The organism is Cupriavidus sp. FW305-46, assembly GCF_058787075.1.
The window spans coordinates 54,492-77,250 of the sequence record NZ_JBYSZI010000028.1 but is presented as its reverse complement, the minus strand read 5'-3'; the positions used below and the strand labels follow the sequence as shown (position 1 = coordinate 77,250).

24 protein-coding genes are annotated in these 22,759 nt (G+C 69.0%); 13 read left to right on the top strand and 11 right to left on the bottom strand.

Features of this window, described 5'->3' with window-relative positions; translation table 11 throughout:
• Window positions 1–71: 71 nt before the first annotated feature.
• On the bottom strand, window positions 72–392 hold the full coding sequence (locus AC3WON_RS15610) for an H-NS family nucleoid-associated regulatory protein (protein WP_492352194.1): 321 nt from the start codon (window positions 390–392) through the stop codon (window positions 72–74).
• Window positions 393–665: 273 nt separating this feature from the next.
• On the opposite strand from AC3WON_RS15610, the gene AC3WON_RS15605 reads away from it, so the two are divergent.
• Window positions 666–938, top strand: coding sequence for a hydroxyquinol 1,2-dioxygenase (locus AC3WON_RS15605; RefSeq protein WP_492319601.1), 273 nt, complete (start codon window positions 666–668; stop codon window positions 936–938).
• A gap of 22 nt (window positions 939–960) precedes the next feature.
• Here AC3WON_RS15605 and AC3WON_RS15600 read toward each other — a convergent pair whose 3' ends face one another.
• Both AC3WON_RS15600 and AC3WON_RS15595 read right to left on the bottom strand, forming a co-directional pair.
• Window positions 961–1,839 carry a beta-keto acid cleavage family enzyme gene (locus AC3WON_RS15600; RefSeq protein WP_492352193.1) on the bottom strand — a complete coding sequence of 293 codons (879 nt, stop codon included), beginning with the start codon at window positions 1,837–1,839 and terminating at the stop codon, window positions 961–963.
• The gene (locus AC3WON_RS15595; RefSeq protein ID WP_492352192.1) at window positions 1,836–2,804 is read right to left on the bottom strand and encodes a 3-hydroxyacyl-CoA dehydrogenase family protein; all 969 of its coding nucleotides are present in this window, start codon (window positions 2,802–2,804) and stop codon (window positions 1,836–1,838) included. Before AC3WON_RS15595 ends, AC3WON_RS15600 begins: the two co-directional genes overlap by 4 nt.
• A 191-nt stretch (window positions 2,805–2,995) precedes the next feature.
• On the opposite strand from AC3WON_RS15595, the gene AC3WON_RS15590 reads away from it, so the two are divergent.
• Window positions 2,996–3,931: a LysR family transcriptional regulator gene (locus AC3WON_RS15590; RefSeq protein ID WP_492352191.1), complete on the top strand. Its 936-nt coding sequence runs from the start codon at window positions 2,996–2,998 to the stop codon at window positions 3,929–3,931.
• A gap of 44 nt (window positions 3,932–3,975) precedes the next feature.
• Here the strand turns inward: AC3WON_RS15590 and AC3WON_RS15585 are convergent, their stop codons facing one another.
• The 3 genes from AC3WON_RS15585 to AC3WON_RS15575 all read right to left on the bottom strand — a co-directional run bounded on the left by AC3WON_RS15585 (window position 3,976) and on the right by AC3WON_RS15575 (window position 5,909).
• Entirely contained in the window at window positions 3,976–4,146 is a 171-nt protein-coding gene (locus AC3WON_RS15585) for a hypothetical protein (RefSeq protein ID WP_010810157.1), read from the bottom strand.
• Between the two features lie 153 nt (window positions 4,147–4,299).
• On the bottom strand, window positions 4,300–5,655 hold the full coding sequence (locus AC3WON_RS15580; RefSeq protein ID WP_492352190.1) for a type II toxin-antitoxin system HipA family toxin: 1,356 nt from the start codon (window positions 5,653–5,655) through the stop codon (window positions 4,300–4,302).
• Window positions 5,656–5,657: 2 nt separating this feature from the next.
• Window positions 5,658–5,909 carry a helix-turn-helix domain-containing protein gene (locus AC3WON_RS15575; RefSeq protein WP_492319596.1) on the bottom strand — a complete coding sequence of 84 codons (252 nt, stop codon included), beginning with the start codon at window positions 5,907–5,909 and terminating at the stop codon, window positions 5,658–5,660.
• Window positions 5,910–6,210: 301 nt separating this feature from the next.
• Between AC3WON_RS15575 and AC3WON_RS15570 the strand changes: the two genes are divergently transcribed.
• Both AC3WON_RS15570 and AC3WON_RS15565 read left to right on the top strand, forming a co-directional pair.
• On the top strand, window positions 6,211–7,089 hold the full coding sequence (locus AC3WON_RS15570; RefSeq protein WP_492319595.1) for an NAD(P)-dependent oxidoreductase: 879 nt from the start codon (window positions 6,211–6,213) through the stop codon (window positions 7,087–7,089).
• Between the two features lie 143 nt (window positions 7,090–7,232).
• Complete coding sequence (locus AC3WON_RS15565) at window positions 7,233–7,409, top strand: glycine zipper 2TM domain-containing protein (RefSeq protein WP_010810161.1); 177 nt, start codon at window positions 7,233–7,235, stop codon at window positions 7,407–7,409.
• Between the two features lie 72 nt (window positions 7,410–7,481).
• On the opposite strand, the gene AC3WON_RS15560 is transcribed toward AC3WON_RS15565, so the two are convergent.
• Window positions 7,482–8,336, bottom strand: coding sequence for a glycosyltransferase family 2 protein (locus tag AC3WON_RS15560; RefSeq protein ID WP_492319594.1), 855 nt, complete (start codon window positions 8,334–8,336; stop codon window positions 7,482–7,484).
• A gap of 57 nt (window positions 8,337–8,393) precedes the next feature.
• Window positions 8,394–8,654 carry a phosphopantetheine-binding protein gene (locus AC3WON_RS15555; protein WP_492352189.1) on the bottom strand — a complete coding sequence of 87 codons (261 nt, stop codon included), beginning with the start codon at window positions 8,652–8,654 and terminating at the stop codon, window positions 8,394–8,396.
• Between the two features lie 267 nt (window positions 8,655–8,921).
• On the opposite strand from AC3WON_RS15555, the gene AC3WON_RS15550 reads away from it, so the two are divergent.
• From AC3WON_RS15550 to AC3WON_RS15510, 9 genes are all read left to right on the top strand, one after another.
• The gene (locus tag AC3WON_RS15550) at window positions 8,922–9,656 is read left to right on the top strand and encodes a COG4648 family protein (protein ID WP_492319593.1); all 735 of its coding nucleotides are present in this window, start codon (window positions 8,922–8,924) and stop codon (window positions 9,654–9,656) included.
• Window positions 9,657–9,705: 49 nt separating this feature from the next.
• Window positions 9,706–11,427: an AMP-binding protein gene (locus AC3WON_RS15545; RefSeq protein WP_492352188.1), complete on the top strand. Its 1,722-nt coding sequence runs from the start codon at window positions 9,706–9,708 to the stop codon at window positions 11,425–11,427.
• On the top strand, window positions 11,421–12,395 hold the full coding sequence (locus AC3WON_RS15540) for a lysophospholipid acyltransferase family protein (protein WP_492352187.1): 975 nt from the start codon (window positions 11,421–11,423) through the stop codon (window positions 12,393–12,395). The genes AC3WON_RS15545 and AC3WON_RS15540 overlap by 7 nt, the downstream gene beginning before the upstream one ends.
• 24 nt (window positions 12,396–12,419) lie before the next feature.
• A complete protein-coding gene (locus AC3WON_RS15535; protein WP_492319590.1) occupies window positions 12,420–13,019 on the top strand; it encodes a LolA-related protein in 600 nt (199 codons plus the stop codon).
• 20 nt (window positions 13,020–13,039) lie between these two features.
• Window positions 13,040–15,439 (top strand): MMPL family transporter, encoded by a 2,400-nt coding sequence (locus AC3WON_RS15530; protein WP_492319613.1) that lies wholly within the window; start codon window positions 13,040–13,042, stop codon window positions 15,437–15,439.
• Window positions 15,436–16,284: a polysaccharide deacetylase family protein gene (locus AC3WON_RS15525; protein WP_492352186.1), complete on the top strand. Its 849-nt coding sequence runs from the start codon at window positions 15,436–15,438 to the stop codon at window positions 16,282–16,284. The genes AC3WON_RS15530 and AC3WON_RS15525 overlap by 4 nt, the downstream gene beginning before the upstream one ends.
• A 66-nt stretch (window positions 16,285–16,350) precedes the next feature.
• Window positions 16,351–17,553, top strand: coding sequence for a beta-ketoacyl-[acyl-carrier-protein] synthase family protein (locus tag AC3WON_RS15520; protein ID WP_492319588.1), 1,203 nt, complete (start codon window positions 16,351–16,353; stop codon window positions 17,551–17,553).
• Window positions 17,554–17,561: 8 nt separating this feature from the next.
• On the top strand, window positions 17,562–18,374 hold the full coding sequence (locus tag AC3WON_RS15515) for a beta-ketoacyl synthase chain length factor (RefSeq protein WP_492319587.1): 813 nt from the start codon (window positions 17,562–17,564) through the stop codon (window positions 18,372–18,374).
• Window positions 18,367–18,855 carry a hotdog family protein gene (locus tag AC3WON_RS15510; RefSeq protein ID WP_492319586.1) on the top strand — a complete coding sequence of 163 codons (489 nt, stop codon included), beginning with the start codon at window positions 18,367–18,369 and terminating at the stop codon, window positions 18,853–18,855. Before AC3WON_RS15515 ends, AC3WON_RS15510 begins: the two co-directional genes overlap by 8 nt.
• Window positions 18,856–18,861: 6 nt before the next feature.
• Here AC3WON_RS15510 and fahA read toward each other — a convergent pair whose 3' ends face one another.
• The 3 genes from fahA to AC3WON_RS15495 all read right to left on the bottom strand — a co-directional run bounded on the left by fahA (window position 18,862) and on the right by AC3WON_RS15495 (window position 22,482).
• Window positions 18,862–20,124 (bottom strand): fumarylacetoacetase, encoded by a 1,263-nt coding sequence (gene fahA, locus AC3WON_RS15505; RefSeq protein WP_492319585.1) that lies wholly within the window; start codon window positions 20,122–20,124, stop codon window positions 18,862–18,864.
• A gap of 140 nt (window positions 20,125–20,264) precedes the next feature.
• Complete coding sequence (hmgA, locus tag AC3WON_RS15500) at window positions 20,265–21,584, bottom strand: homogentisate 1,2-dioxygenase (RefSeq protein ID WP_492319584.1); 1,320 nt, start codon at window positions 21,582–21,584, stop codon at window positions 20,265–20,267.
• Window positions 21,585–22,095: 511 nt separating this feature from the next.
• The gene (locus tag AC3WON_RS15495; RefSeq protein WP_011617393.1) at window positions 22,096–22,482 is read right to left on the bottom strand and encodes a helix-turn-helix domain-containing protein; all 387 of its coding nucleotides are present in this window, start codon (window positions 22,480–22,482) and stop codon (window positions 22,096–22,098) included.
• Between the last annotated feature and the right edge of the window lie 277 nt (window positions 22,483–22,759).

Genomic DNA, 22,759 nt, shown 5'->3' with positions numbered 1-22,759 from the left:
TCGCTTCCCTTCTGTTTTGCGGAATACCCCTGGCGCCGGCAAGGCGCGGCGGATTGTCGCGCCTGCGCGTCTTATTCGACGCGGAAGAATTCGATCGACTGCCCGGCGTTCACGGCCCGCTGCAGCCAGTCCGGATACTCGCCCTGCCCGTCCCAGTTCTGGCCGAGCGCATTGCGGTATAGCGGGCGCGCAGCGGCGGCCTTGGGCACGGCCTGCGGGATAAGCTGGGCCACGGCTGGCGCGGCGTCAGGCGCCGGCTCAGGCCCGGCGTCGATGGCAACATGATCAAAGCACCCGGCGGCGACAAGATCGTCGAACGTCAGGGCATGACGGTCCATTTGCTCGCGGATCCACGCCACCGCAGCGAGTTTGGCTGAATCAGACTCGGACATGACTCTCGTGAGAGGCCCGCTGCATTTCCGCGGGCAATGAAAAACCGGCGATGGAACCGCAGGCCGGTCGGATAGCCGTGATTCTACAGCCTTTGCCCGGCGCTGCTGCGTTTCCGTCGTGGGCGCGCGGCCAATTGCCGTGCGCTTGCCGCCCTCGTCCGCTGCCGAGTGACAGCAATGTCATGTGCCGGTCATGCTCGTGTGGGCACGCGCTGCCTAGACTTGCTTCACCGCCGCCCATTTCGGGCCGGCACCCTTACGGAGAAGCGACTCATGCAAGCACTCAGGCAAGTCTTTGTGGCCACCGCCCTTATTGCAGCCGTGGTCGGCACTGCGCAGGCTGCACCGCGCAACGTCGATCCGTTCAGCGACGGGGCGCACAGCGCCACCGGCACCCGCAGCCCGTTCAGCGACGGCGCCCGCAGCCTCATCGACCGCAGCGCGTTCACGGACGGTGCGAACGCCGCAACGGGCCCGCGCAGCACCTTTACCGACGGCGCGCACAACCCCAACGGCCCGCGCGACAGCTTCAGCGACGGCGCGTGACGGTAGCCGGCCGGGCAGCGCCTCAGCGCACCTCGCCGTAGATGCGGCGCGCATCGGCGGCGTCGGCAATCGGCCGGCCCAGCGTCAGGCCGCCTTGCACCGCCTGCGCCACCAGCGCATGGTTGCCGGGTGCGCGGCTGCCGTCGCGCAGCAGCAGGTTGTTCTCGAATCCCACCCGCACATGGCCGCCAAAGGCGGCGGCCGCGGTCACGCAGGCATTCTCTTCGCGGCCGAAGGCGCAGATCGCCCACGGCAACGCGTCGCCGGACTCGCCCGCGGCCTGCAGGAACGGCAGCAGGTCGTGCGGCGACGACACCTGCCCGGCGGCATAGCGTCCCAGCACGTACAGCACCGACCATGCCCCCGGCGGCACCATGCCGCGCTCGCGCATCGACTGCCAGCGCCGCACATCGGCCACGTCATACAGGATCACCTGCGTCATCACGCGCTCACGAGCCAGCCAGGCGAAGAACGCCGCCAGTTCGCTGTCCAGGATGTCCGGCACGGCGACTTCGCGCAGGCCCACTGAAACGGCTTCGGGCCGCAGCTCACGCACCATCGCCATCTGCTCCGCGGCCTGGTAGACGCCCGCGGCCTCGCTCGTCACCTGCACCAGCAACGCTTCGCCCACGGCCTGCTTCACCGCGGCCAGCGCGTCGCGGTAGGCCTGCACGTCGAGCGAGTGGCGGCCCTCGGCATCGCGCACATGCATGTGCATCATGGCCGCGCCGGCATCCAGGCAGGCGCGCGCTTCAGCGGCCAGTGCCGCGGCGGTCAACGGCACCGCCGGATGGTCGCTGGCGCGCTTGTAGGCGCCGTTGGGCGCCACGGTGACGATCAGCGGCGCATCGGCCAGCGGCACGCGGGCCGCGGCTAGGGCTTGGGAAGGGCTCTGGGTCATGGCTCGATCTCGGGCAGTTCAGGCGCGATCAGCGCCAGGCCGGCGCGCAGCAGGCTGTCATAGCGTGCGCGCTCGGCGGCAATGGTTTCGGGGGTCCACTGGTAGAAGCCTTCGCCGCGCTTCATGCCGTGGCGGCCGTCGGCGGCGCGCTCGGACAGGCAGCGCGCCGGATGGTCGTCGTTGCAGAAGGTCGGGTACATGGTGGCGCCGGCGGCCGCGTGCACGTCGATGCCCGCGTGGTCACGCTGCAGCACCGGCCCGGCCGCGAGGAAGCGAAAGCCAAAGCCGAAGCGCACCGCCGCATCGACATCCTCGGGCGAGGCAATGCCGCGGTCGATCAGGCTGAAGGCCTCGCGCGACAGCGCATGCTGCAGCCGGTTGGCAAGAAAGCCCGGCAGGTCCTTGCGCACCTTGACCGGCACCATCGCGCAGCGGCGCACGAAGGCGCTCAGAGCGTCGGCACAGGCCTCGTCGCTGTCATCGCCCATCACCACTTCTACCAGCGGCACCAGGTGCGCCGGCATGAAGAAGTGCAGGCCGAGCATGCGTGCACGCGAGTCGAGTCCGGCGCCGATGGCGCTGATCGGGAAGCTGGAGCTGTTGCTGGCCAGCACCGTATCGGGCCGCGCGCGCCGCACCAGCTCGGCAAAGAGCGCCTGCTTCAGGGCCAGCTGTTCCGGGATGCACTCGATCACCAGGTCCACGGTGGACCAGTCCACCGTATCCAGCGCCGCTGCCACCGCCAGGCGCTCCGCGCCTTGTTCACGGCCGATCGCGGCCAGGTTGCCGCGCACGCGCCCGGGCAGCGCGCCGGCGCGACCCGGATCGGGCTCGACCACGGTGGTGCGGCACAGCGCGCGGGTCAGCACCACGGCAACATCGGCGCCCATGGTGCCGCCTCCCACCACCACCGCATGCGCGGCGCCGGGGCGGCTCAGGATAACCGGGGCGGTCGTGTTCGGCATAGGTTCTCCCAGGGGGGGATGCGACGTGACGTGCACTCGCCATCGCGTCAACTCCTGATGGCGGGGCATCGAATCCCGGCAGTGTAGAGAACTTGCTTTGATTGAAGAAGTCGATTCTATGGATAGAATGATTCACAAATCAGATCAATCGTGTGATTCGGCCGGCGGACGCCGCCGGCCCGCTGCCGCAGATGAAAATCAACCTGTCGATGCGCGACATCGAAACCACGCTGGTGCTTGGCCGCACGCTCAACTTCCGCCAGGCCGCCAGCCAGTTGCACGTGTCGCAATCCGCCCTGTCCACGCAGATCGTGCGCATCGAGGAATCCCTCGGCGTGCGCCTGTTCGACCGCACCACCCGCAACGTGCGCCTGACCGCGGCCGGCCAGGTCTTCATGCAGCAGGCCGCGCTGCTGCAGGCGGCGTTCCGCGGCGCCATCGACGCCGTGACCGGCATTGCCAGCGCCGAGCGCGGCCAGGTGGCGGTGGCGGCCCTGCCCTCGCTGGCGGCGCGCATGCTGCCGCGCGTGCTGATGGCCTATCACCAGGCGCGCCCGGAGGTGGCGCTGAAGGTGTTCGATACCCTCTCGGGCCCGGCGTTCGACCTGGTGCGCGCCGGCGACGTGGATTTCGCGCTGACGGCGGCCGACCCGCAACAGGCTGACCTGCAATATGAGCCGCTGCTGTCGGACCGCTTCGTGCTGCTGATCCCGTCGGCGCACCCGCTCGCGCGCAGCACCGGGCCGCTGCGCTGGGCCGATACCGCCAGCGCGCCGCATGTGTCGATGACGCACCCAAGCAGCGTGCGCCAGTACGCGGAATGGGCCTTCCTGCAGAACCGCATCCGCTTCCAGCCGGTGTTCGAGGCCGAGCGCCTGGCCACCATCGCGGCCATGGTCGAATGCGGCTTCGGCGTGGCCGCGCTGCCAGAGATCGCGGCCGGCACGGTGCGCCAGCCCGGCATTGTCGAGCGCCTGCTGACCGCGCCGGTGACCGAGCGCTCGATCGGGCTGGTGACCTCGCGCAACCGCAGCCTGTCGCCGGCGGCTGCCGAACTGGCGGCGGCGGTGCGCGCGCAGCTGGCGAGTCCGCCCGTCCAGGATACGGTGGACACGACGGCCCGGTGAACTAGTAGAAGGGCGGGCCCGGCACGGCGCCAGGCCCGCAACCCTCAGGAGGGATCCTTGGTACGGGTTCGCGAGACCGCCGCCATGATGCCGATGCCAAGCACGATCAGGCAGGCAATACCGATATAGACGGGCGCGAGGCCAGCCGTTTCCATGCCCCAGGCAACGCCGGCAACCAGGACCAACAGGCCGATAATGTATAGTGCGAATGACATGAGTCGGCTCCTTGCGGTGGTGCAACCTGGCTTCAATGTAGGCAGCGCGCGAGGCGCAAGGGATAGGACAAGGGCGGAAGCTGGCGTAGGCGGGTTCTGACCTTGTGGTGTTGTGCGCGGCGGACAGCTCCGGCGGCAAAGCCTCTCCGGGGCTCACTCCTCCACCTGCGCCGGCATCTCTGCCAGCCGCTGCACCGATGCCCGCAGACCCTCCAGGATCGTGTCCGCCACCTTCTGCGGAAAACCCGCGGGCAGTGCTGCGCCGACTTCGGCGATCACCGCCGGGGTCCGCGCGATGATGCGCCCGATCAGCGCCTCGGCATCGGCACCCAGAAAACAGCGCGGTGCCATCGCATTGAAATGGCGGCGCTGGATATCGCGCAGGCCGTAGTGCCGGCTGCGGCCGGCGACCGCCATGGCCAGCTTGGCCTTGTGCCAGGAGAACTGGTTGGCGCCCTGGCCCACCACCGGCCAGATCGACATCACGTCGTACAGCGGCGTCATGCGGTAGCGCCCGCCGGCCAGCAGGCGGATGCTGAAGTTCTTGGCGTGCCCGTCCGGTGCCGCCAGCAGCCAGAACAGCAACTGCGCCGCCAGCAGCGTCTGCAGATCATCGGCCTGGGCCACTGAGTTGCGCAGCACCGTTGCAATCTCGATCATGCCGGGCCCGCCATCGGCCTCGTATTTCTGCAGCGGGCTGAGGCCGAACACCTGGCAGAAATCTTCCTGCAGCAGTCGCAGCAGCCAATTGCCCGACGGATGGGGCTGGCGGTCGAAACGCGTGACGCTCAGCACCTTGCGGCGGCCGAACGTCAGTATCTCGCAATCGGCCACGGGCAAGCCATAGGCGGCAAGGATCTTCAGGCACAGCCATTCGTTTTCCACCGACGTGCTCAGGTCGGCCCTGCGGTTGCCCACCAGGCCCAGTGGCAGCTTGAAAATATGTGTGGTCGGGGTGGCGCCATGCGGCCGCAGCCATTGGCCGTCATGGCGCAGCAGCGCAGTCTTCTCCTGCGCGCCGGCGATGGAGATGCGGAAGTCGTCGTCGTGCTCATGCCGCCCAAGCGCGGGGGTGGCGACGATATCCTCCAGCCAGCGCTCGATCTGCTCGTCCGATAGCGGTTCGCCTTCGATCCGGTTGATTCCCGCAGGCGCTTCGTCTTCGCCCAGGATCTGCACCGCCCCCACGCAATCGCGGCCGATGGCGGCGAGCAGCTCGAAGGCTTCTACCGAGCCGGTCTGGAAGCGCAGCGCCAACCGGCGCCGGATGGCCTCGCTGTCCGGCAACAGGTTGTCGAAGTAGTTGCGCACGGCATCGCCACGCACCACGCGCCGGTTGCCCAGGCCATACCCGAGCGACAGAGACAGGGGCCGCCCGGCGTCAGAGCGGATCCAGTCCTCGCCGTATTCCAGTTCCGTCCCGGTACCGGACGGCTGGCGCCAGGTGCCCACGCGCTGCCCGTTGGCCCAGACCGACAGCGCCGGCGTACGTGACCTGCGTGCGGCCATGATTACCACGCCACCTCGGACACCTCGGCGGCTCCCGTGGCCCGGTCCTGAACCACCAACTCCAGCCCGAGCGCGCCAACCAGCGCCAGCAACTGGTCGACGCTGATGGTGTCGGGATTCAGTTCCATGTGCGACATCCGGCTCTGGCTGATATTCAGCCGCGCGGCGGCCTCGGTCTGGTTCAGGCCGGCCGCCTTGCGCCCTGCCTGCAGGATCTGGCCAAGCTGCCAGGGAGTGGAGACGATTTGCTTCATCGCGCCGATGGAATACCAATATGATAGGTATTTCTATTTTAGCGACAACATGGGTATTTTTCAAATACCCATTTCATAGGTATTTTTATTTTAACCATGTCATGACTATATGTGCCCGAAGCGGCATTCTGTAACGCAGCATCGTGCCGGGCTCTGTATCTGTCCCCAGTCCCGGCGCCCCCGTATACTCTGGGGCCGGAGGCGGCCCAGCCGTCCCGCCGGCGCAGGACCCTGGCGTGGCACACGCAAACGGGCCCGCGCCTCACCGATCACAAACACATACAAGCAACGGAGCAGCAGCATGCGTGTCGCATTTCTCGGACTGGGCGTCATGGGTTTCCACATGGCCGGCCACCTCGCCACCAAAGGCCACGAGGTCACCGTGTACAACCGCACCGCCGCCAAGGCGCAGGCCTGGGTCGGGAAGTTCGGCGGCAAAGCGGCGCCCACGCCGGCACAGGCCGTGCGCGATGCGCAGGTGGTCTGCTCCTGCGTGGGCAATGACGACGACCTGCGCGCGGTGCTGACCGGGCAAGACGGCGCCTTCTTCAGCGCGCCCAGCGGCTGCATCTTCGTGGACCACACCACCGCCAGCGCCAACGTGGCGCGCGAACTCCACGTTGCCGCGCGCGAGCACGGCCTGCACTTTGTCGACGGCCCGGTCTCCGGCGGCGAAGTCGGCGCGGAGAAAGGCATCCTGACCATCATGTGTGGCGGCGATGCCGACGCCTATGCGCGCGCCGAACCGGTCATTGCCGCCTACGCACGCGCCGTCACGCGCATCGGCGAATCCGGCGCCGGGCAACTGGCCAAGATGGTCAACCAGATCAGCATCGCCGGGCTGATCCAGGGCCTGTCCGAGGCCATCGCCTTTGGCGAGCGCGCCGGGCTGGACATGCGCCTGGTGCTGGACGTCATCAGCAAGGGCGCGGCCGGCTCATGGCAGCTCGAGAACCGCGGCCCCACCATGATCGACAACAAGTTCGACTTCGGCTTCGCGGTGGACTGGATGCGCAAGGACCTGGGCCTGTGCCTGGATGAGGCGCGCCACAACGGTGCCGGCCTGCCGGTGACGGCGCTGGTCGACCAGTTCTATGCCGACCTCCAGCAGATGGGCTGCGGCCGCGCCGACACTTCTTCGCTGATCAAGCGCCTGCGCCAGCACGCCGGCGACGCCTGACGCCACCGCTGCGCCACCTGCGTCGTCCGATTCCTACAGCGCAATCGGCGTGTCTCGGAGAGGCCCCTGCCCGGCATGGGCCTAAGCTGGACACATGGGGCCGGTTGCCTGCAACTGGCCCGCCAACGATGCAGGAGACCATCATGTGGAAACTCGCAGGTGCACTTCTGGTAAGCGCAAGCATGGCGCTGGCCGGCTGTACGGCGGCGGGCGCGGTGGCCGGCGGCGTGGCCGGACACGAGCTGACTGACGGCAGTGCCGCCGGGACCATCGGCGGTGCCGTGGTGGGCGGCGTGATTGGTCACGAACTGGGCAAGTAAGCAAACCCTGGCCCCTGGGCCCAACAAGCAGAAAGGCCGCTTCGCGCGGCCTTTCTGCTTGCTTTGCGGGGTTCAGGCTTTCGGCCGGCACGACGCGTCGCCGGTCGCCCGCCGCAGCCGCTGCCACACCAGGACAGGCAGCCGCAGCACGAAGCCGGCCAGCAGCCGCAAGTGCATGCCGGTCAGCAGCAGGTTGTCGCGCAGATAGCGGAAGTGCGACACCCCACCCTCGCGCTGGCCGAAGTAGCGCACCGGGGCATCGGCATTGATGGGGCGCACGCCGCGCCAGCACAGGCGCACCGCCACTTCCGGGTCGAAGTCGAAGCGCCGCATCCAGCGGCTCTCGCGCATGACGGCGCGCAGCGGCGCGATCGGGTAGACGCGAAAGCCGTACAGGGAATCCCCGATGCCCGCCCACAGCGTCTCGACATCCGCCCAGAAGTTGGACATGCGCCGCCAGTAGACCCGCTCGCGCGGCGCGCTGGCGTCGAAGACGGGCCGGCCCAGCACCATGGCGCCCGGGTTGCGCTGCGATATCGCCATGAACTGCGCAATCAGGTGCGCGGGATGCTGCCCGTCCGAATCCATCACCAGCACATGCGTGAAGCCAGCCGCGGCGGCAGCGTCGATGCCATGCAGCACCGCGGTGCCCTTGCCCTGGTTGTGCGGCAGCACCAGTACGCGCAGCCCGGGATCGGTGGCCGCCTGCGCCAGCAGCCACTGGTCGCTGCCATCGGTGCTGCCGTCCACGACCACCCAGACCGGTGTCCAGGCGGCGCGCGCCGCGCGCAGCACCTCATGCAGGCGCACGCCGGGGTTATAGCTGGGGATCAGCACCAGGTGCGTGGCGGACGGCTCGGCGCCACCCATGGGGCAGGCGCTGCCGCCGGCTACCAGTGCGGGCCCGGGCATGGCTTGCTGCGGCATGTCGTGCTCCGGTCCTGGCTTTGGGAAAGGGCGAAAGGGTGGGTGCGGCGTGCCGGACTAACGCGTGCGGTGTTCCGCCAGGTAGTTGGCCAGGCTGCCCAGCGAGGCAAAGATGGTCTTGTTGTCGGGGTTGTCCGAACGCAGTTCGACCCCGTACTTGCGCGACACCAGCAGTGCGATCTCGAGGATATCGATGGAATCCAGCCCGAAGCCTTCGCCATAGAGCGGCGTGGCGGCGTTGATGTCCTCCAGCCGAAGCTCGGCAATGTCGAGTTCGTCGATGATCAGGCGGGCAAGTTCGGTTTCGAGTTCGGTCATGTCGCTAGGTGGCTGGAATGCCGCTGCGGCATGGGTCCGGACAAGGTTGTCCAGGCCGCATGGCAGGGCAACCGATGCTATCAAAAGGGGTAAATCCCAGCCAGTTGAGAGAAGTTTAGTAACAACAAAGGCGGCGCTTTTGGGAATCATCACCACGTCGGGCCGGTCTTTTGGGGTATAAAGCGTTCGCTTCGCGCACCATGCGGCGTCATTTCCGGCAACGCTGTGCGCCAAGCGGCTTACGCTACACACAATATACCCTCGCAGATGCCATCGAGCCAGCAATTCGACCGCCCCTCCACGCCTGCCGCGCCGGCCACGCCTGTGCGGCAGGATGCCATGCCGGCAGGCCGGCGCCATGGCTGGATTGCCGCGGTGGCCGCCTTTGTCGCCTACGAATCCGCCCTGCACCATGCGGCACACCAGCCGGGTGCCGAAGTCGCCGCGCTGTGGCTCGGGGCGGCGCCGTTCGTGCTGATCGGCTTCCTTGCCTGCCTCCGCACCTGGGGGCGCCTGCCCGCAATGGCGGCCTTGCTGGCCGCCTGCGCCGCCATATGGATCTGGCGCATTCCGCTGGCCGCGCATTTCGGCTGGACCTATTTCCTGCAGCACGCCGGCATCAATGCCGCGCTGGGCGTGATGTTCGCGCTGAGCCTGCGTCCCGGCCGCACGCCACTGTGCACGCAGATCGCGACGGCAATCCATGGCCAGCTGCCCCCCGCGCACCTGCGCTACACGCTGCGCGTGACCCAGGCCTGGACGCTGTTCTTTGCCGCGATGGCAGGTGTATCGACGCTGCTGTTCGTGCTCGCGCCGGTGGCGACCTGGTCCAGCTTCGCCAACCTGGCCACGCCGCTGCTGATCGCGCTGATGTTCGTGGGCGAAGCCGTGTGCCGCCGCGTTGCCTTCCCGGGCATGGCCCACGGCGGCCTGCTGGACGCGGTGCATGGCTATCGCGCAGTCATGGCTGCCCGTGCGGACAGGCCCGGCTTGCCGCGCTGACGCGCCGCAAACCGGCCCCTACACTGGCAACAGGCACAGGCTCAGCCCCATGACCATGCTCCCCATCGTCGCGCATGCCTCGCCCGAAGACATCATCGCCTGGGCGCACGGACGGCCCGTCAGCGTGCGCCAGTTCCTGGCAGATGCGTCCGGCCTGGCCGATGCGCTGCCGGCAGGCAGGCACGTATTCAACGCCTGCACCGACCGCTACCACTTCACCGTCGGCCTGTGCGCCGCGCTGCTGGCGGGCAAGGCCACCCTGCTGCCGCCATCGCATACGCCGGAGATGGTGCGCCAGCTGGCCGACTTTGCCCCGGACGCTTTCTGCCTGCACGACCAGCCTGACGCGGCATTCGCCATGCCCGCCTTCCACTATCACGACGGCCTGCGCGGCGCGGCCACGGACGGGCCGGTCAAGATCCCGCGGATTGCCGCGACCCAGGTCATGGCGTACGTGTTCACGTCAGGCTCGACCGGCACGCCGGTGCCGCACCGCAAGACCTGGGGCGCGATGGCCCGGTGCGCGCAGGCCGCGGCACAGCGGCTAGGCCTGCTGGACGGGCGTGCCTGGACCGTGGTGGGCACGGTGCCGCCGCAGCATATGTTCGGGCTGGAGGCCACGGTCATGCTGGTGCTGCAGGGCCGCGCGGCCCTGGTGGCGGCCCCGGCCTTCTATCCTGCCGACGTGCGCGATGCCCTCGCCTCGGTGCCGGCCCCGCGTGCGCTGGTCAGCTCGCCCGTGCACCTGCGCACGCTGGTGCAGTCGGGCATGGCGATGCCGCCGGCAGACCTGGTGCTGTGCGCGACCGCCCCGCTTGGCCGCCAGCTGGCGGGCGAGACCGAAGCCCTGTTCGGCGCTCCGCTGTGCGAGATCTACGGCAGCACCGAGACCGGCCAGATCGCCACGCGCCGCACCGCGCAGGCCGATGCCTGGACACTGGTGCCGGGCGTGCGGCTGCAGGCACGCCAGGGCGCCGGCGGCGCCGACACCGAGACCTGGGCCGAAGGCGGCCATATCGAGCAGCCGGTGCCGCTGGGCGACGCCATCGCGCCGCTGGATGCCGGCCACTTCCTGCTCCATGGCCGCAAGGCCGACATGCTGAATATCGCCGGCAAGCGCACCTCGCTGGCTTACCTGAACCACCAGCTCACGGCCATCGACGGCGTGCGCGACGGTGCGTTCTTCATGCCCGATGATGCGCACGAAGGCGACACGCATGGCCACGTGGTGCGGCTGGTGGCGGTGGCAGTGGCGCCAGGCGTTGCACCGGCGCAGCTGCAGCAGGCGCTGCGCGCGCGCATCGACCCGGCCTTCCTGCCACGCCCGCTGCTCTTTGCCGACAGCCTGCCGCGCAATGCCGCCGGCAAGCTGCCGCGCGAAGCCCTGGCGGCGCTGGTCGCAAGGCTTGCCGGGGCGCACCACGGCGATAGCGTGGCAAGGCCCGGCTTTGTCATCGACGCCGATCACCCGGCCATCGCCGGCCACTTTCCCGGCCATCCGATCGTGCCGGGGGTGGTGCTGCTGGACCACGCGGTGCTGGCACTCGGCGCTGCAATGGGCCGCCGCCTTGCCGTCACCGAGGCCGGCACCATCAAATTCCTGAGCCCCGTGATCCCGGGCGAGCGCGTTGAGATCCTCCACCAGGCCGACGCAGCGGCCGATGGCGGCGAGAGTATCCGCTTCACGCTGCGCAGCGCCGGTCGCGATGTCGCCAGCGGCACGCTGCAGGTGCGCGGCGCCGCGCCGCAAGCGGGGGCATCGGCATGCTGAGCTGGCTGTGGAAGCGGCAGTCGCCGCTGGAATCCGAATGGTCGCGCCGCCAGGAGCGCGGCAGCATCACGCTGCTGCGCGTCATGACGTGGATCTCGCTGGCACTGGGCCGCCCCGTCGGGCGCGTGGTGCTGCGGGGGATTGCGGCGTACTTCATGCTGTTCGCGCCGGCGGCACGCCATGCCTCGCGCGCCTACATGGACCGCGCCCTCGGGCGCGAGGCCAACTGGGTCGATGGCTACCGGCATGTGTTCACCTTCGCCTCGACCATCCATGACCGCATCTACCTGCTCAACGGCCGCTTCGACCTGTTCGATATCCGCCTGCACGGAGAAGAGCAGCTGGAAGCCGCGATGGCGCGCGGCCGCGGCGCAATCCTGCTGGGTGCGCACCTGGGCAGCTTCGAGGTGGTACGCGCGCTCGGGCGGCGGCACCCGGACATGGAAGTCGCGATCACCATGTACGAGGAAAACGCGCACAAGCTCAACGATGTACTGCAGTCGATCAACCCGGCGATGCGCCAGGACGTGATCGCGCTGGGCCGCTTCGACACCATGCTGCGGGTGCGCGACTACCTTGACCGCGGCTACATGATCGGCATGCTGGCCGACCGCACGCTGTCGCAGCGCGCCACCGACCCGGTGCAGCAGTGCAGCTTCCTCGGCACGCCGACCGGCCTTCCGACCGGCCCGCTGCGCATGGCGGCGATGCTGCGCCGGCCGGTGTTCTTCATCACCGGCCTGTACCGCGGCGGCAACCGCTACGATGTGCACTTCGTGCCGCTGGCCGACTTCACCGGAACCGCACGCGGCCAGCGCGAGGCAGCCGTGCAGACCGCGCTGACGGAATACGTGCGTTTGCTAGAGCAGTTCTGCCGCAGCGCCCCGTACAACTGGTTCAACTTCTACGATTTCTGGCACGCCGGCCCGCCGCTGTCTGAACAGCCGCCGCCGGGCAACGAGCCATGACCCGCGAGCCCTGAGCAGCCCCTGATGCCCCTTTCCAGACGCCCTTTCCGCTTCCTGCTGTCGATGCTGCTGGCCAGCGCCATGCTTGCGCTGGCCACGCCGTCCGGCGCCGCCACATTTGGCGTCGACCAGCTGATGTCCACCCTGGCGCAACGCAAGTCAGGGCGCGTGCTGTTCACCGAGACCAAGTACATGGCGATAGTCGACAAGCCGGTGCAGTCGACCGGCGAACTGCTGTTCACGGCGCCCGACCACCTGGAGAAGCGCACACTGTCGCCCAAGGCCGAGAACCTGGTGCTCGACGGCGACATGCTGACGGTCGAGCGCAACGGCAAGCGCTACACCATGCCGCTGCAGAACTACCCCGAGCTAGCCGCCTTTATCGAGAGCATCCGCGGCACGCTGGCAGGCAACCGCCAGACACTTGAGCGCTACTACAAGCTCGGCCTGGAAGGCCGCGCCAGCCGCTGGACGCTGACGCTGACCCCGGCGGACTCGCGCATGGCCGCGGTGGTCAGCCAGGTGCGCATCGACGGGAGCCAGGATGCGCTCGACCGCGTCGAAATCCGGCAGGCCGACGGCGACCGCTCGGTGATGAAGATCCGACCTGCCGGCCGCCCATGAGCGCAGCGCCGCCCGCAACGATGCGCCCGGCGATGCGCCGGCTCGCGCTGGCGCTGTGGATCTTCGCCATACTTGCCTGCGCGGCTGTGATCAGCCGCACCACCTTCACGGCCGACCTCTCGGCCTTCCTGCCGCGGCTGCCCAGCGCCGAGCAGCAATTGCTGGTGAACCAGCTGCGCGACGGGCTGGTATCGCGCCTGGTCCTGGTCGGGATCGAAGGCGGCGATGCCGATGGCCGGGCCGCGGTATCGCGTGCCATGGCGGCGCAGCTGCGCGGCGACCCGCGCTTCACGGCGATCCAGAACGGCGAGCCGGTCAACCAGGATGCAGACCGCCAATACGTGTTTGCGCACCGCTACCTGCTCAGCCCCGCGGTCACGCCGGAGCGCTTCAGTGAACGCGGCCTGGCGCAGGCGCTGAATGAATCGTTCGAGCTGCTGGCCTCGTCCGCCGGGCTCTTCACCAAGTCGCTGCTGCCGCGCGATCCCACCGGCGAAGTGGCCGCGATGCTGGCACAGCTGGATGCCGGGCAGCGCGTGCCCATGCACGCCGGCGCCTGGGCGTCGCGCGACGGCAAGCGCGCGGTGCTGCTGGCGCAGACCGCCGCCGCGGGGTCTGACACGGATGCGCAGGCACAAGCCATCGGGGCCGTGCGCGAGGCGTTTGCCAAGGCTGCGACGGCTGGCAAGTACCAGCTGGCGATGACCGGGCCGGGCGTGTTTTCCGTCAATGCACGCGACACCATCCGCCATGATGTGGAGCGCCTGTCGACCATCGGCGTGGCCATCATCGTCACGCTGCTGCTGCTGGTCTACCGCTCGGTGCCGCTGCTGGTGCTGGGGCTGGTGCCGGTACTGAGCGGCGCGCTGGCGGGCATTGCCGCGGTCAGCCTGGGCTTCGGCGGCTCGGTGCACGGACTGACGCTGGGCTTCGGCACCACGCTGATCGGCGAGGCGGTCGACTATTCGATCTACCTGTTCGTACAGTCCGCGCAGTACACGCGCGACGGCCGGCGCGACGAGCGCGCCTGGCTGGGCGGCTTCTGGCCGACGGTGCGCCTGGGCGTGCTGACCTCGGTCTGCGGCTTTGCCTCGCTGCTGCTGTCGGGCTTTCCGGGGCTGGCGCAGCTGGGGCTGTATTCGATTGCCGGGCTGGCGACCGCGGCACTGGTGACGCGCTTCGTGCTGCCGCAGCTGGTGCCGGCCACGCTGCACCTGCGCGACGTGGCGCCGCTGGGCCGCCGGCTGCAGTGGCTGGCGGCGCGCGCGCACCGGCTGCGCTGGCTGGTGCTCGCGCTGGTGGTGGCAGCCGGCACGGTGCTGGCCATGCACCGCGGCACGCTGTGGGGCCGCGAGCTGCAGGCGCTGAGCCCGGTGTCGGCCAGCGACCAGGCCCTCGATACCAGGTTGCGCGAGGATCTTGGCGCGCCCGACGTGCGCTACCTGGTGGTGCTGTCCGGGCCGGACCAGGAATCCGTGCTGCAGGGCGCGGAGCGCGTGGCCCGTGAACTGGACCCGCTGGTGGCGCAGAATTTCATCGGCGGCTACGAGAGCCCGGCGCGCTACCTGCCCAGCGCGGCAACCCAGCGCGAGCGCCAGGCCAGCCTGCCGCCGCCCGACGAGCTGGCGCAGCGACTGGGCGCCGCCATCGCCACGCAGCCGGTGCGCGCGTCACTGTTCGCGCCTTTCCTGGCGCAGGCCGAGGCGGCGCGCACCGGTGCGCTGCTGCGGCGCGAGGACTTGCGCGGCACCTCCATGGCGCTGGCTGTCGATGCGTTGCTGGCGCAGCGCGACGGGCGCTGGAGCGCCACGCTGCCGCTGCGCGCACCGGCCCAACAAAGTACCGGCGCGGCCGACGGCATCGACACCAGCGCAGTGCGGGCCGCGGTCGCGCGGGCCGGCGTCGCTGACACGCTGTTCGTCGACCTCAAGGGCGAATCCGACCGCCTCTACACCGGCTACCTGCGCGAGGCCTTGCTGCTGTCGCTGGCCGGCCTGCTGGCGATCATCGTGCTGCTGGCCGTGGCGCTGCGCTCGGCACGGCGCGTCGTGGCCACGGTGCTGCCGCTGGCCGCGGCGGCGCTGGTGGTGCTGGGCGGGCTGGCAGCGCTCGGCCAGCCGCTGACGCTGCTGCACCTGGTGGGCCTGCTGCTGCTGATGGCCGTGGGTTCCAATTACGCGCTATTCTTCAACGGCCCCGCGGCGGGCAGCCAGGTGGCGGGCGCTTCACCGCATACACTGGTATCGCTGCTGCTGGCCAACCTGACCACGGTGGCCGCCTTCGGCCTGCTGGCGCTGTCGAGCCTGCCGCTGCTCAAGGCCTTCGGCCTGACGGTAGGTCCGGGGGCCGTGCTGGCCCTGTGGTTTTCGGCGATACTGGCGCGCCGTTCGGCGCCAGACACAGCCAAGAGTGCAACATGAATTCGTATCCCGCACCGCGCGTAGCCTTGCGCGGCACCTCTTACAGCCGCCCCTGGCGCCCCACCCCGCTGCTTTACGGCGCCGCCGCCGTGCACCTGGGTGCCGCCGGCGCAATGCTGGCGCACCCTGAGGCCATGGGCATGGCGCTGGCCGGCGTTGGCGCCGCCCATGCGGCAATGTGCGCCGCCGGCCTGTGGCCGCGCAGCCACTGGCTTGGCCCCAACCTGCTGCGCCTGCCGCCCTCTGCCGATGATTGCGTGGCTCTGACGTTCGACGACGGCCCCAACCCGGCGTTGACGCCGCGCGTGCTCGACATGATGGACCAGCACGGCGCGCGCGCGACCTTCTTCTGCGTCGGCGCGCGCGCCGCGGCGCATCCGGAACTGGTGCGCGAGATCGTCCGCCGCGGCCACGCCGTGGAAAACCACAGCATGTACCACCGGCTGCACTTCTCGGTGTTCGGTCCCGGGCGCATGCTGCGCGACATCGGTGCCGCGCAACAGGTGCTGACCGACCTCACCGGCCAGGCGCCGCGCTTCTTCCGCGCGCCAGCGGGGCTACGCAATCCCTTCCTTGAGCCGGTGCTGTGCCGGCTCGGGCTTCAGCTTGCGGCCTGGACCCGGCGCGGCTTCGATACCCGCTGCGGCGACCAGGCGGGGCGCGTGGCGCAGCGCCTCACCGGCAAGCTCGCCGGGCGCGACATCCTGCTGCTGCACGACGGCAATCCCGGCACCGATGCCGCCGGCAATGCACATTGCACCACCGTGCTGCCGGGCCTGCTCGCTGCCATCGAACGCGCCGGCCTGCGCTGCGTCACGCTGCGCGCGGCCGTGCCGACAGCCTGAGTGAGCGGCGGCTTGTTACAATTGGCACAGCCTTCCGAGATTCCTTCCATTCGTTCCCCCGAAGCCGTGTCCCCGCTCCTGTTCTCGCATTTCACGGCCACCAGCTGCCTGGGCGCCGGTGTAGACGCCACCCTGTCGGCACTGCGTGCGCAGCGCGGCGGCCTGGCGCCCTGCCGCTTCGGCGGTGTCGAGCTCGATACCTTCGTCGGCGAAGTCCCCGGCCTGGACACCGTGGCACTGCCGCCCGCACTGGCCGAATTCGACTGCCGCAACAACCGGCTGGCGCAACTGGCGCTGGAGCAGGACGGCTTTGCCGCGCGCGTGCGCGAAGCGGCGGCGCGCTACGGCGCCCACCGGGTCGGCGTCTTCCTGGGCACCAGCACCGCGGGCGTGCTGCAGACGGAACTGGCCTATCGCCAGCGCGATCCTGCCAGCGGCGCGCTGCCGCCGGGCTTCCATTACGCCACCACCCACAACCCCTACTCGCTGCCCGCCTTCCTGCGCCAATACCTGGGGCTGGCCGGTCCGGCGGCTGCGGTGTCCTCGGCCTGTTCATCCGGCGCCAAGGTGTTCAGTTCGGCACGGCGCATGCTGGAGGCAGGGCTGATCGATGTGGCCGTGGTCGGCGGCGTCGATTCGCTGTGCCACACCACGCTGTACGGCTTCAATTCGCTGGAGCTGTTGTCCGACCAGCCGTGCCGGCCCTATGACGTGGCGCGCAATGGCATCTCGATCGGCGAGGGGGCGGCATTCGGCCTGCTCGAGCGCGTGGCCGGCACCGCGCAAGGCGATGCCATCCTGCTGGCCGGGATCGGCGAATCGAGCGATGCGCACCATATGTCGACCCCGCACCCCGATGGGCTGGGCGCGCGCCTAGCGCTGGAGCAGGCACTGGCCAGCGCTGGAGTCGCGCCGGCACAGGTCGGCTACGTCAACCTGCATGGCACCGCCACGCGCAGCAACGACGCGGCCGAGGCGATGGCCATGGCCGCGGTGCTGCCCGGCACGCCGTGCAGTTCCACCAAGGGCGCCACCGGGCATGCGCTGGGCGCCGCCGGCGCGCTCGAAGCCGTCATTTGCGCGCTGGCGCTGCGCCACGGCCTGGTGCCCGGCGGCATCAACACCACGCAGGTGGATCCGGCGCTGGACGTGAACTACCAGCTCGCCAACCGCGAGGCACCGCTGCGCTATGCGATGACCAATGCCTTCGGCTTCGGCGGATCCAACTGCAGCCTGCTGTTCGCCCGCGCGGACGCAGCTTCCCACTGAGCATCGCCATGCCGCAGCACGTGTATATCGAAAGCATCGGCCTGCTCGGCCCCGGCCTGACCGGCTGGCAGCAGGCCAGCGAAGTCCTTGCCGGCCGCGTGCCGTATGCGCACGCGCCCACCGAACTGCCGCCACCCGCGGGCCTGCCGCCGGCCGAGCGCCGCCGCACCGGCCCGACCGTACGGCTGGCGCTTGGTGTCGGCCAGCAGGCCGTCGCCGCAAGCGACTGCGAAGCCGCGCAGCTGCCGACGATCTTTGCCTCGTCCAGCAGCGACGGCTTCAACTTCCATGCGATCTGCGAAGCGCTGGCCGAGCCCGAGCCGCTGATGTCGCCCACGCGCTTCCACAACTCCGTGCACAACGCTACCGCCGGCTACTGGTCGATCGCCGCAGGCGCGATGCGCACCTCCAATGTGCTGTGCGCCATGGATGGCAGTGGCAGCGCAGGCTTGCTCGAATGCGTGCTGCAGGCCGCCGCCGATGCCGAGCCCTGCCTGCTGATCGCTTATGACACCGGCTATCCCGAGCCGCTGCACAGCCACCGCCCGATCCCCGATCCCTTCGGCGTGGCCCTGCTGGTCACGCCGCGGCAGACCGCGCGTTCGCTCGCGCGCATCGGCGTGGCGCTGAAGCAGGCCCCCGCCACGGTGATGCCGGACGCCGCGCTGGAAGCTCTGCGCACGTCGGCGCCGGCCGCACGCATGCTGCCGCTGCTGGCGGCCATCGCCCGCGGCGAGGCCACCACCGTGGTGCTCGACTACCTGGATACGCTGCAGCTTGCAGCCGAGGTGGAAAGCCTCGGCGGCCAGGCGGATGGCTGAGCTGCTGAAAGACCGCGACTGGATCGCGGCACGCATTCCGCACCAGGGCACGATGTGCCTGCTCGACGGCGTGCTGGCCTGGGATGCGGCATCGGTTCGCTGCACGTCCGCCACGCATACGCGCGCGGACAACCCGCTGCGCGCGCAGGGCCGGCTGGCCGCGGTCAGCGGGATTGAATACGCGGCACAGGCAATGGCCGTGCACGGCGCATTGCTGGCGGAAGCGGAATCAGGAATGGGCGCACAGCGCCCGCGCTCGGGCTACCTGGCCAGCGTGCGCAAGCTGGTGCTGCATGTGGAGCGGCTCGACGATATCGACGCGCCGCTGCAGGTTGAAGCGCAACGCATCAGCGGTGAAGGCAACAGCGTGCTGTATGCCTTCACTGTCAGCGCCGCGGGCCAGGCACTGCTGTCAGGCCGCGCGGCGGTCATCCTGGATGCCGCCGCAGTTGGCCAAAGCGCCAACCACAGCGCCGGCTGAAGCGCTTCAGCGCGCCGGCAGGATCTTGCCCGACACCGCGCCGAAGCCGACGCGATAGCCTTCGCCCTGGCAGTAGCCGGTCATGATCACGTCGTCGCCATCCTCCAGGAAGGCTCGGCGGCTGCCGTCGGCCAGCGTCACCGGCTCGGCGCCGTTGCGGGTCATTTCCAGCAGGCTGCCGTAGGAGTCCGGCGTCGTGCCGCTGATCGTGCCCGAGCCCATCAGGTCGCCCACGCGCACATTGCAGCCCGACACCGTGTGGTGGGCCAGTTGCTGCGCCATGGTCCAGTACATCGCCTTGAAGTTGGTGCGGCAGATGGTGCTGGGTGCCGCTGCGCCCTGCGGCTGCAGCGCGACTTCGAGGGCGATGTCGTAGGCATTCTTGTCCTGCTGCTGCAGGTACGGCAGCGGCTGCGGCGACTGCTCGGGGTTGTCGCGGCGGAACGGCTCGAGCGCTTCCATGGTCACCACCCACGGCGAGATCGAGGTGCCGAAGCCCTTGCTGTTGAACGGCCCCAGCGGCACGTATTCCCACTGCTGGATATCGCGCGCGCTCCAGTCATTGAGCAGCACCATGCCGAACATATGCGCCGGCGCATCGGCGGTGCTGACGGGCTCGCCCAGCGCCGATTCCTTGCCGACGATAAAGCCCATCTCCAGTTCAAAGTCCAGCTTGCGGCAGGCGCTGAAGATCGGGCGTGCCTCGTTCGGCAGCTTGATCTGGCCGTTGGGACGATGCAGCGGCGTGCCGCTCACCACCACCGAGCTGGCACGGCCGTTGTAGCCGATGGGGATTTCCAGCCAGTTCGGCAGCAGCGCGTTTTCCGGGTCGCGGAACATGCGGCCGACGTTGGTGGCGTGCTCCTTGGACGAATAGAAGTCCGTGTAGCCCGGGATCTCCACCGGCAGGTGCAGCGTTGCGGCCGACATCGGCACCAGCGCCTGGTCGCGCAGGGCGGCGTTGTCGCGCAGCGCGGCGTCATCGCCGGACAGCAGCGCGCCCAGGCGCTTGCGGGTTTCGCTCCACACCGGCTTGCCCAGGGCGATAAAGCGGTTCAGGCTGGCTGCGGCGAACGTACCCTTGGCGGCGGCGGGCAGCAGGCCGGCTTCATCGAGCGCTGCGAGGTCGAGCACCTGGTCGCCGATGGCGACGCCGATGCGCGGGAACTGGCCCTTGGTCGAGAACACGCCGTACGGCAGGTTCTGCAGCGGGAAATGGGTCTGGCCGTCGTTGGCGGAGGCGATCCAGCTGGTTTGGGGGGCGGTCATGGGGTTACTCCGAACATTTTAGGTGGCACTTGTCGCGTGCCGTGACTCGTCATGCTTGACGAGCGCCTGCCCTCTCCCCCGGCCCCTCTCCCGCAAGCGGGAGAGCGGAGAAAACCGGGCGGGCGATCAAGCGCCCGGGATTAGCGAACCTTTGGGTTGAAATGCTTCTTCAGGCCCTGCCAGCAGGTGTAGTAGTCCTGCTGCAGCGAGGCCGACTGCGCGGCATACGGCGTCGGGCGGATCACGCCCGGGGTCTCGAACATGAAGGCCATGGTGTCCTCGATGCGGTGCGGCTTCGAGGTATCGGCGGCGCTGGCCTTCTCGAAGGTTTCCGCATCCGGGCCGTGGCCGCTCATGCAGTTGTGCAGGCTGGCGCCGCCAGGGGCAAAGCCTTCGGCCTTGGCGTCGTAGACGCCGGTGATCAGGCCCATGAACTCGCTGGCGATATTGCGGTGAAACCAGGGCGGGCGGAACGAGTCCTGCATCGCCAGCCAGCGCGGCCCGAAGATGACGAAGTCGATGGTGTCCACGCCCGGCGTGGCCGACGGCGACTGCAGCACCAGGAAGATCGACGGATCCGGGTGGTCGAAGCTGATCGAACCGATGGTATTGAAGCGGCGCAGGTCGTACTTGTACGGGGTGTAGTTGCCATGCCAGGCCACCACGTCCAGCGGCGAGTGGCCGATCCCGGCGCGCCACAGGTTGCCCTGGAACTTGGCCACCAGCTCGAAATCACCCTCGCGGTCTTCATAGCTGGCAACCGGCGACAGGAAGTCGCGCGGGTTGGCCAGGCCGTTGGAGCCGATCACGCCCAGGTCGGGCAGCTGGAACAAGGCGCCGTAGTTTTCGCAGATATAGCCGCGCGCCTCGCCGTCGGGCAGCTCCACGCGGAAGCGCACGCCGCGCGGGATCACCACGATCTCCTGCGGCTCCACTTCCAGCCGGCCCAGCTCGGTCACCATCAGCAGGCGGCCCTGCTGCGGCACGATCAGCATCTCGCCGTCGGCGTTGTAGAAGAAGCGGTCCTGCATCGACTGGTTGGCCAGGTACAGGTGGATGCCGCAGCCGGTCATGGCCTCGGGGCCGCCATTGCCGGCCATGGTGACGATGCCGTCGACAAAGTCGGTCGGCACCGACGGCATTGCCGGCGGGCTCCAGCGCATCTGGTTGGGCGACGGCGGCACCTGGTCGAAACGGCTCAGGAAACGCGACTGCTCGATCTGCGTGAACGGCGTATGCATCGAGGCCGGGCGGATGCGGTACAGCCACGAGCGCCGGTTGTGCGCGCGCGGCGCGGTGAAGGCCGTGCCGGACAGCTGCTCGGCATACAGGCCGTAGGGCGCGCGCTGGGGCGAGTTCTGGCCGACGGGCAGCGCACCGGGCAGCGCCTCGGTGGCGAATTCATTGGCGAAGCCGGACATATAGCCGTGCTCGGCGAGCTGGGTGTGCGTGAGTGTCATGGTGTCGTCAGCGTTCCTGGGTCTCGGTCCATTTGGCGCTGCGCTGGCGCCTGGCGGCCTCTTGCTGGGAGTGCCTGCCGGTCCGTATTCCGCCTCTGCGTGGTGCACGGGGCAAGAATTACGTAATGCGTAATGAATTTACCATATCGTAATAGCCAAGCTCGGACGTGTCAAACGGCACCGCTGGCGCATGCGCCGGACGCCGCTTGCATTGCAGTTGTAGGTGGGAAACGGGAAAAGTGGGAAAAAACCAGGAAGCGCCGGGATGCGCGCGTCGACGCCTGCACGGCGGCAGTTGCTCACGCAGCGGGGGAAAACCAGGAAATGCGGGAAAGCGCCGAAGCAGGCAACCAGGCCTGCGGCGTCATCCACGCCAGGCGTCGCGAACGGCGCTCAGGACGGTAGCAACCGGCGCGGTGCGGAAAGCCCCGCGCCGGTTGTCATGGGGTGGCCTGGAGGCCAGCTGCCGGTGCCGGCGCGTTGCGAACGCGGCCGGCCAGGCGGCGGCCGGTCAGACCGGCTTGTGGCCCTCTCCGGTCCCGGAGCCGAAACCGCCTCCGGAAGCCGGCGCCGCGGCCGGCGCGGCCGTGCTTCCGGCGGCCGGCTGGCCTGCCATCGAAGCTGCCGTCACGCCGCCATTGCGGCTGGCAATGAATGCGTTGACGTCTGCAGCAAGATGCTGCGGGGCCAGCACGACTTCCAGGCCCAGCGCCTCGCAGGCAGCCAGGAACGTCGACATGCGGGGATCGGCCTGACCCGACTCCGCCCGCAGGTAGGCTTCCCGGGAAATCCCCGCTTTACGGGCGACGTCCTCCTGCTTGAGCTTGCGCGCGCGACGCAACGCCCGCAGTTGCCGGAACGGTTCGCTAGCGCCTCTTGGCACGGCTGTACTGTTCATGTCGGTCTCCAGTCACCAGTGAAAAAAAGTGCGCGGACGTGCATTCGAGTATAGAGCACGCAAAGCGTTCCGTATGTAACCGCAGAAACACTTTGTGCAGATTTCTTAGAAGTCCGCAATCCCGTCCTGACATCGGCCGATTGCCGAACATCAAAGAGCCGGATCGTGCACAACAACGCTGCACCGCCCAGTCTCTAACGGGCCTTGGCGGTTTGCGTTGACGTCACATGCATATCCATATGACGTTATGGCCTCCCGGACACAAGTGCGCAAGTCG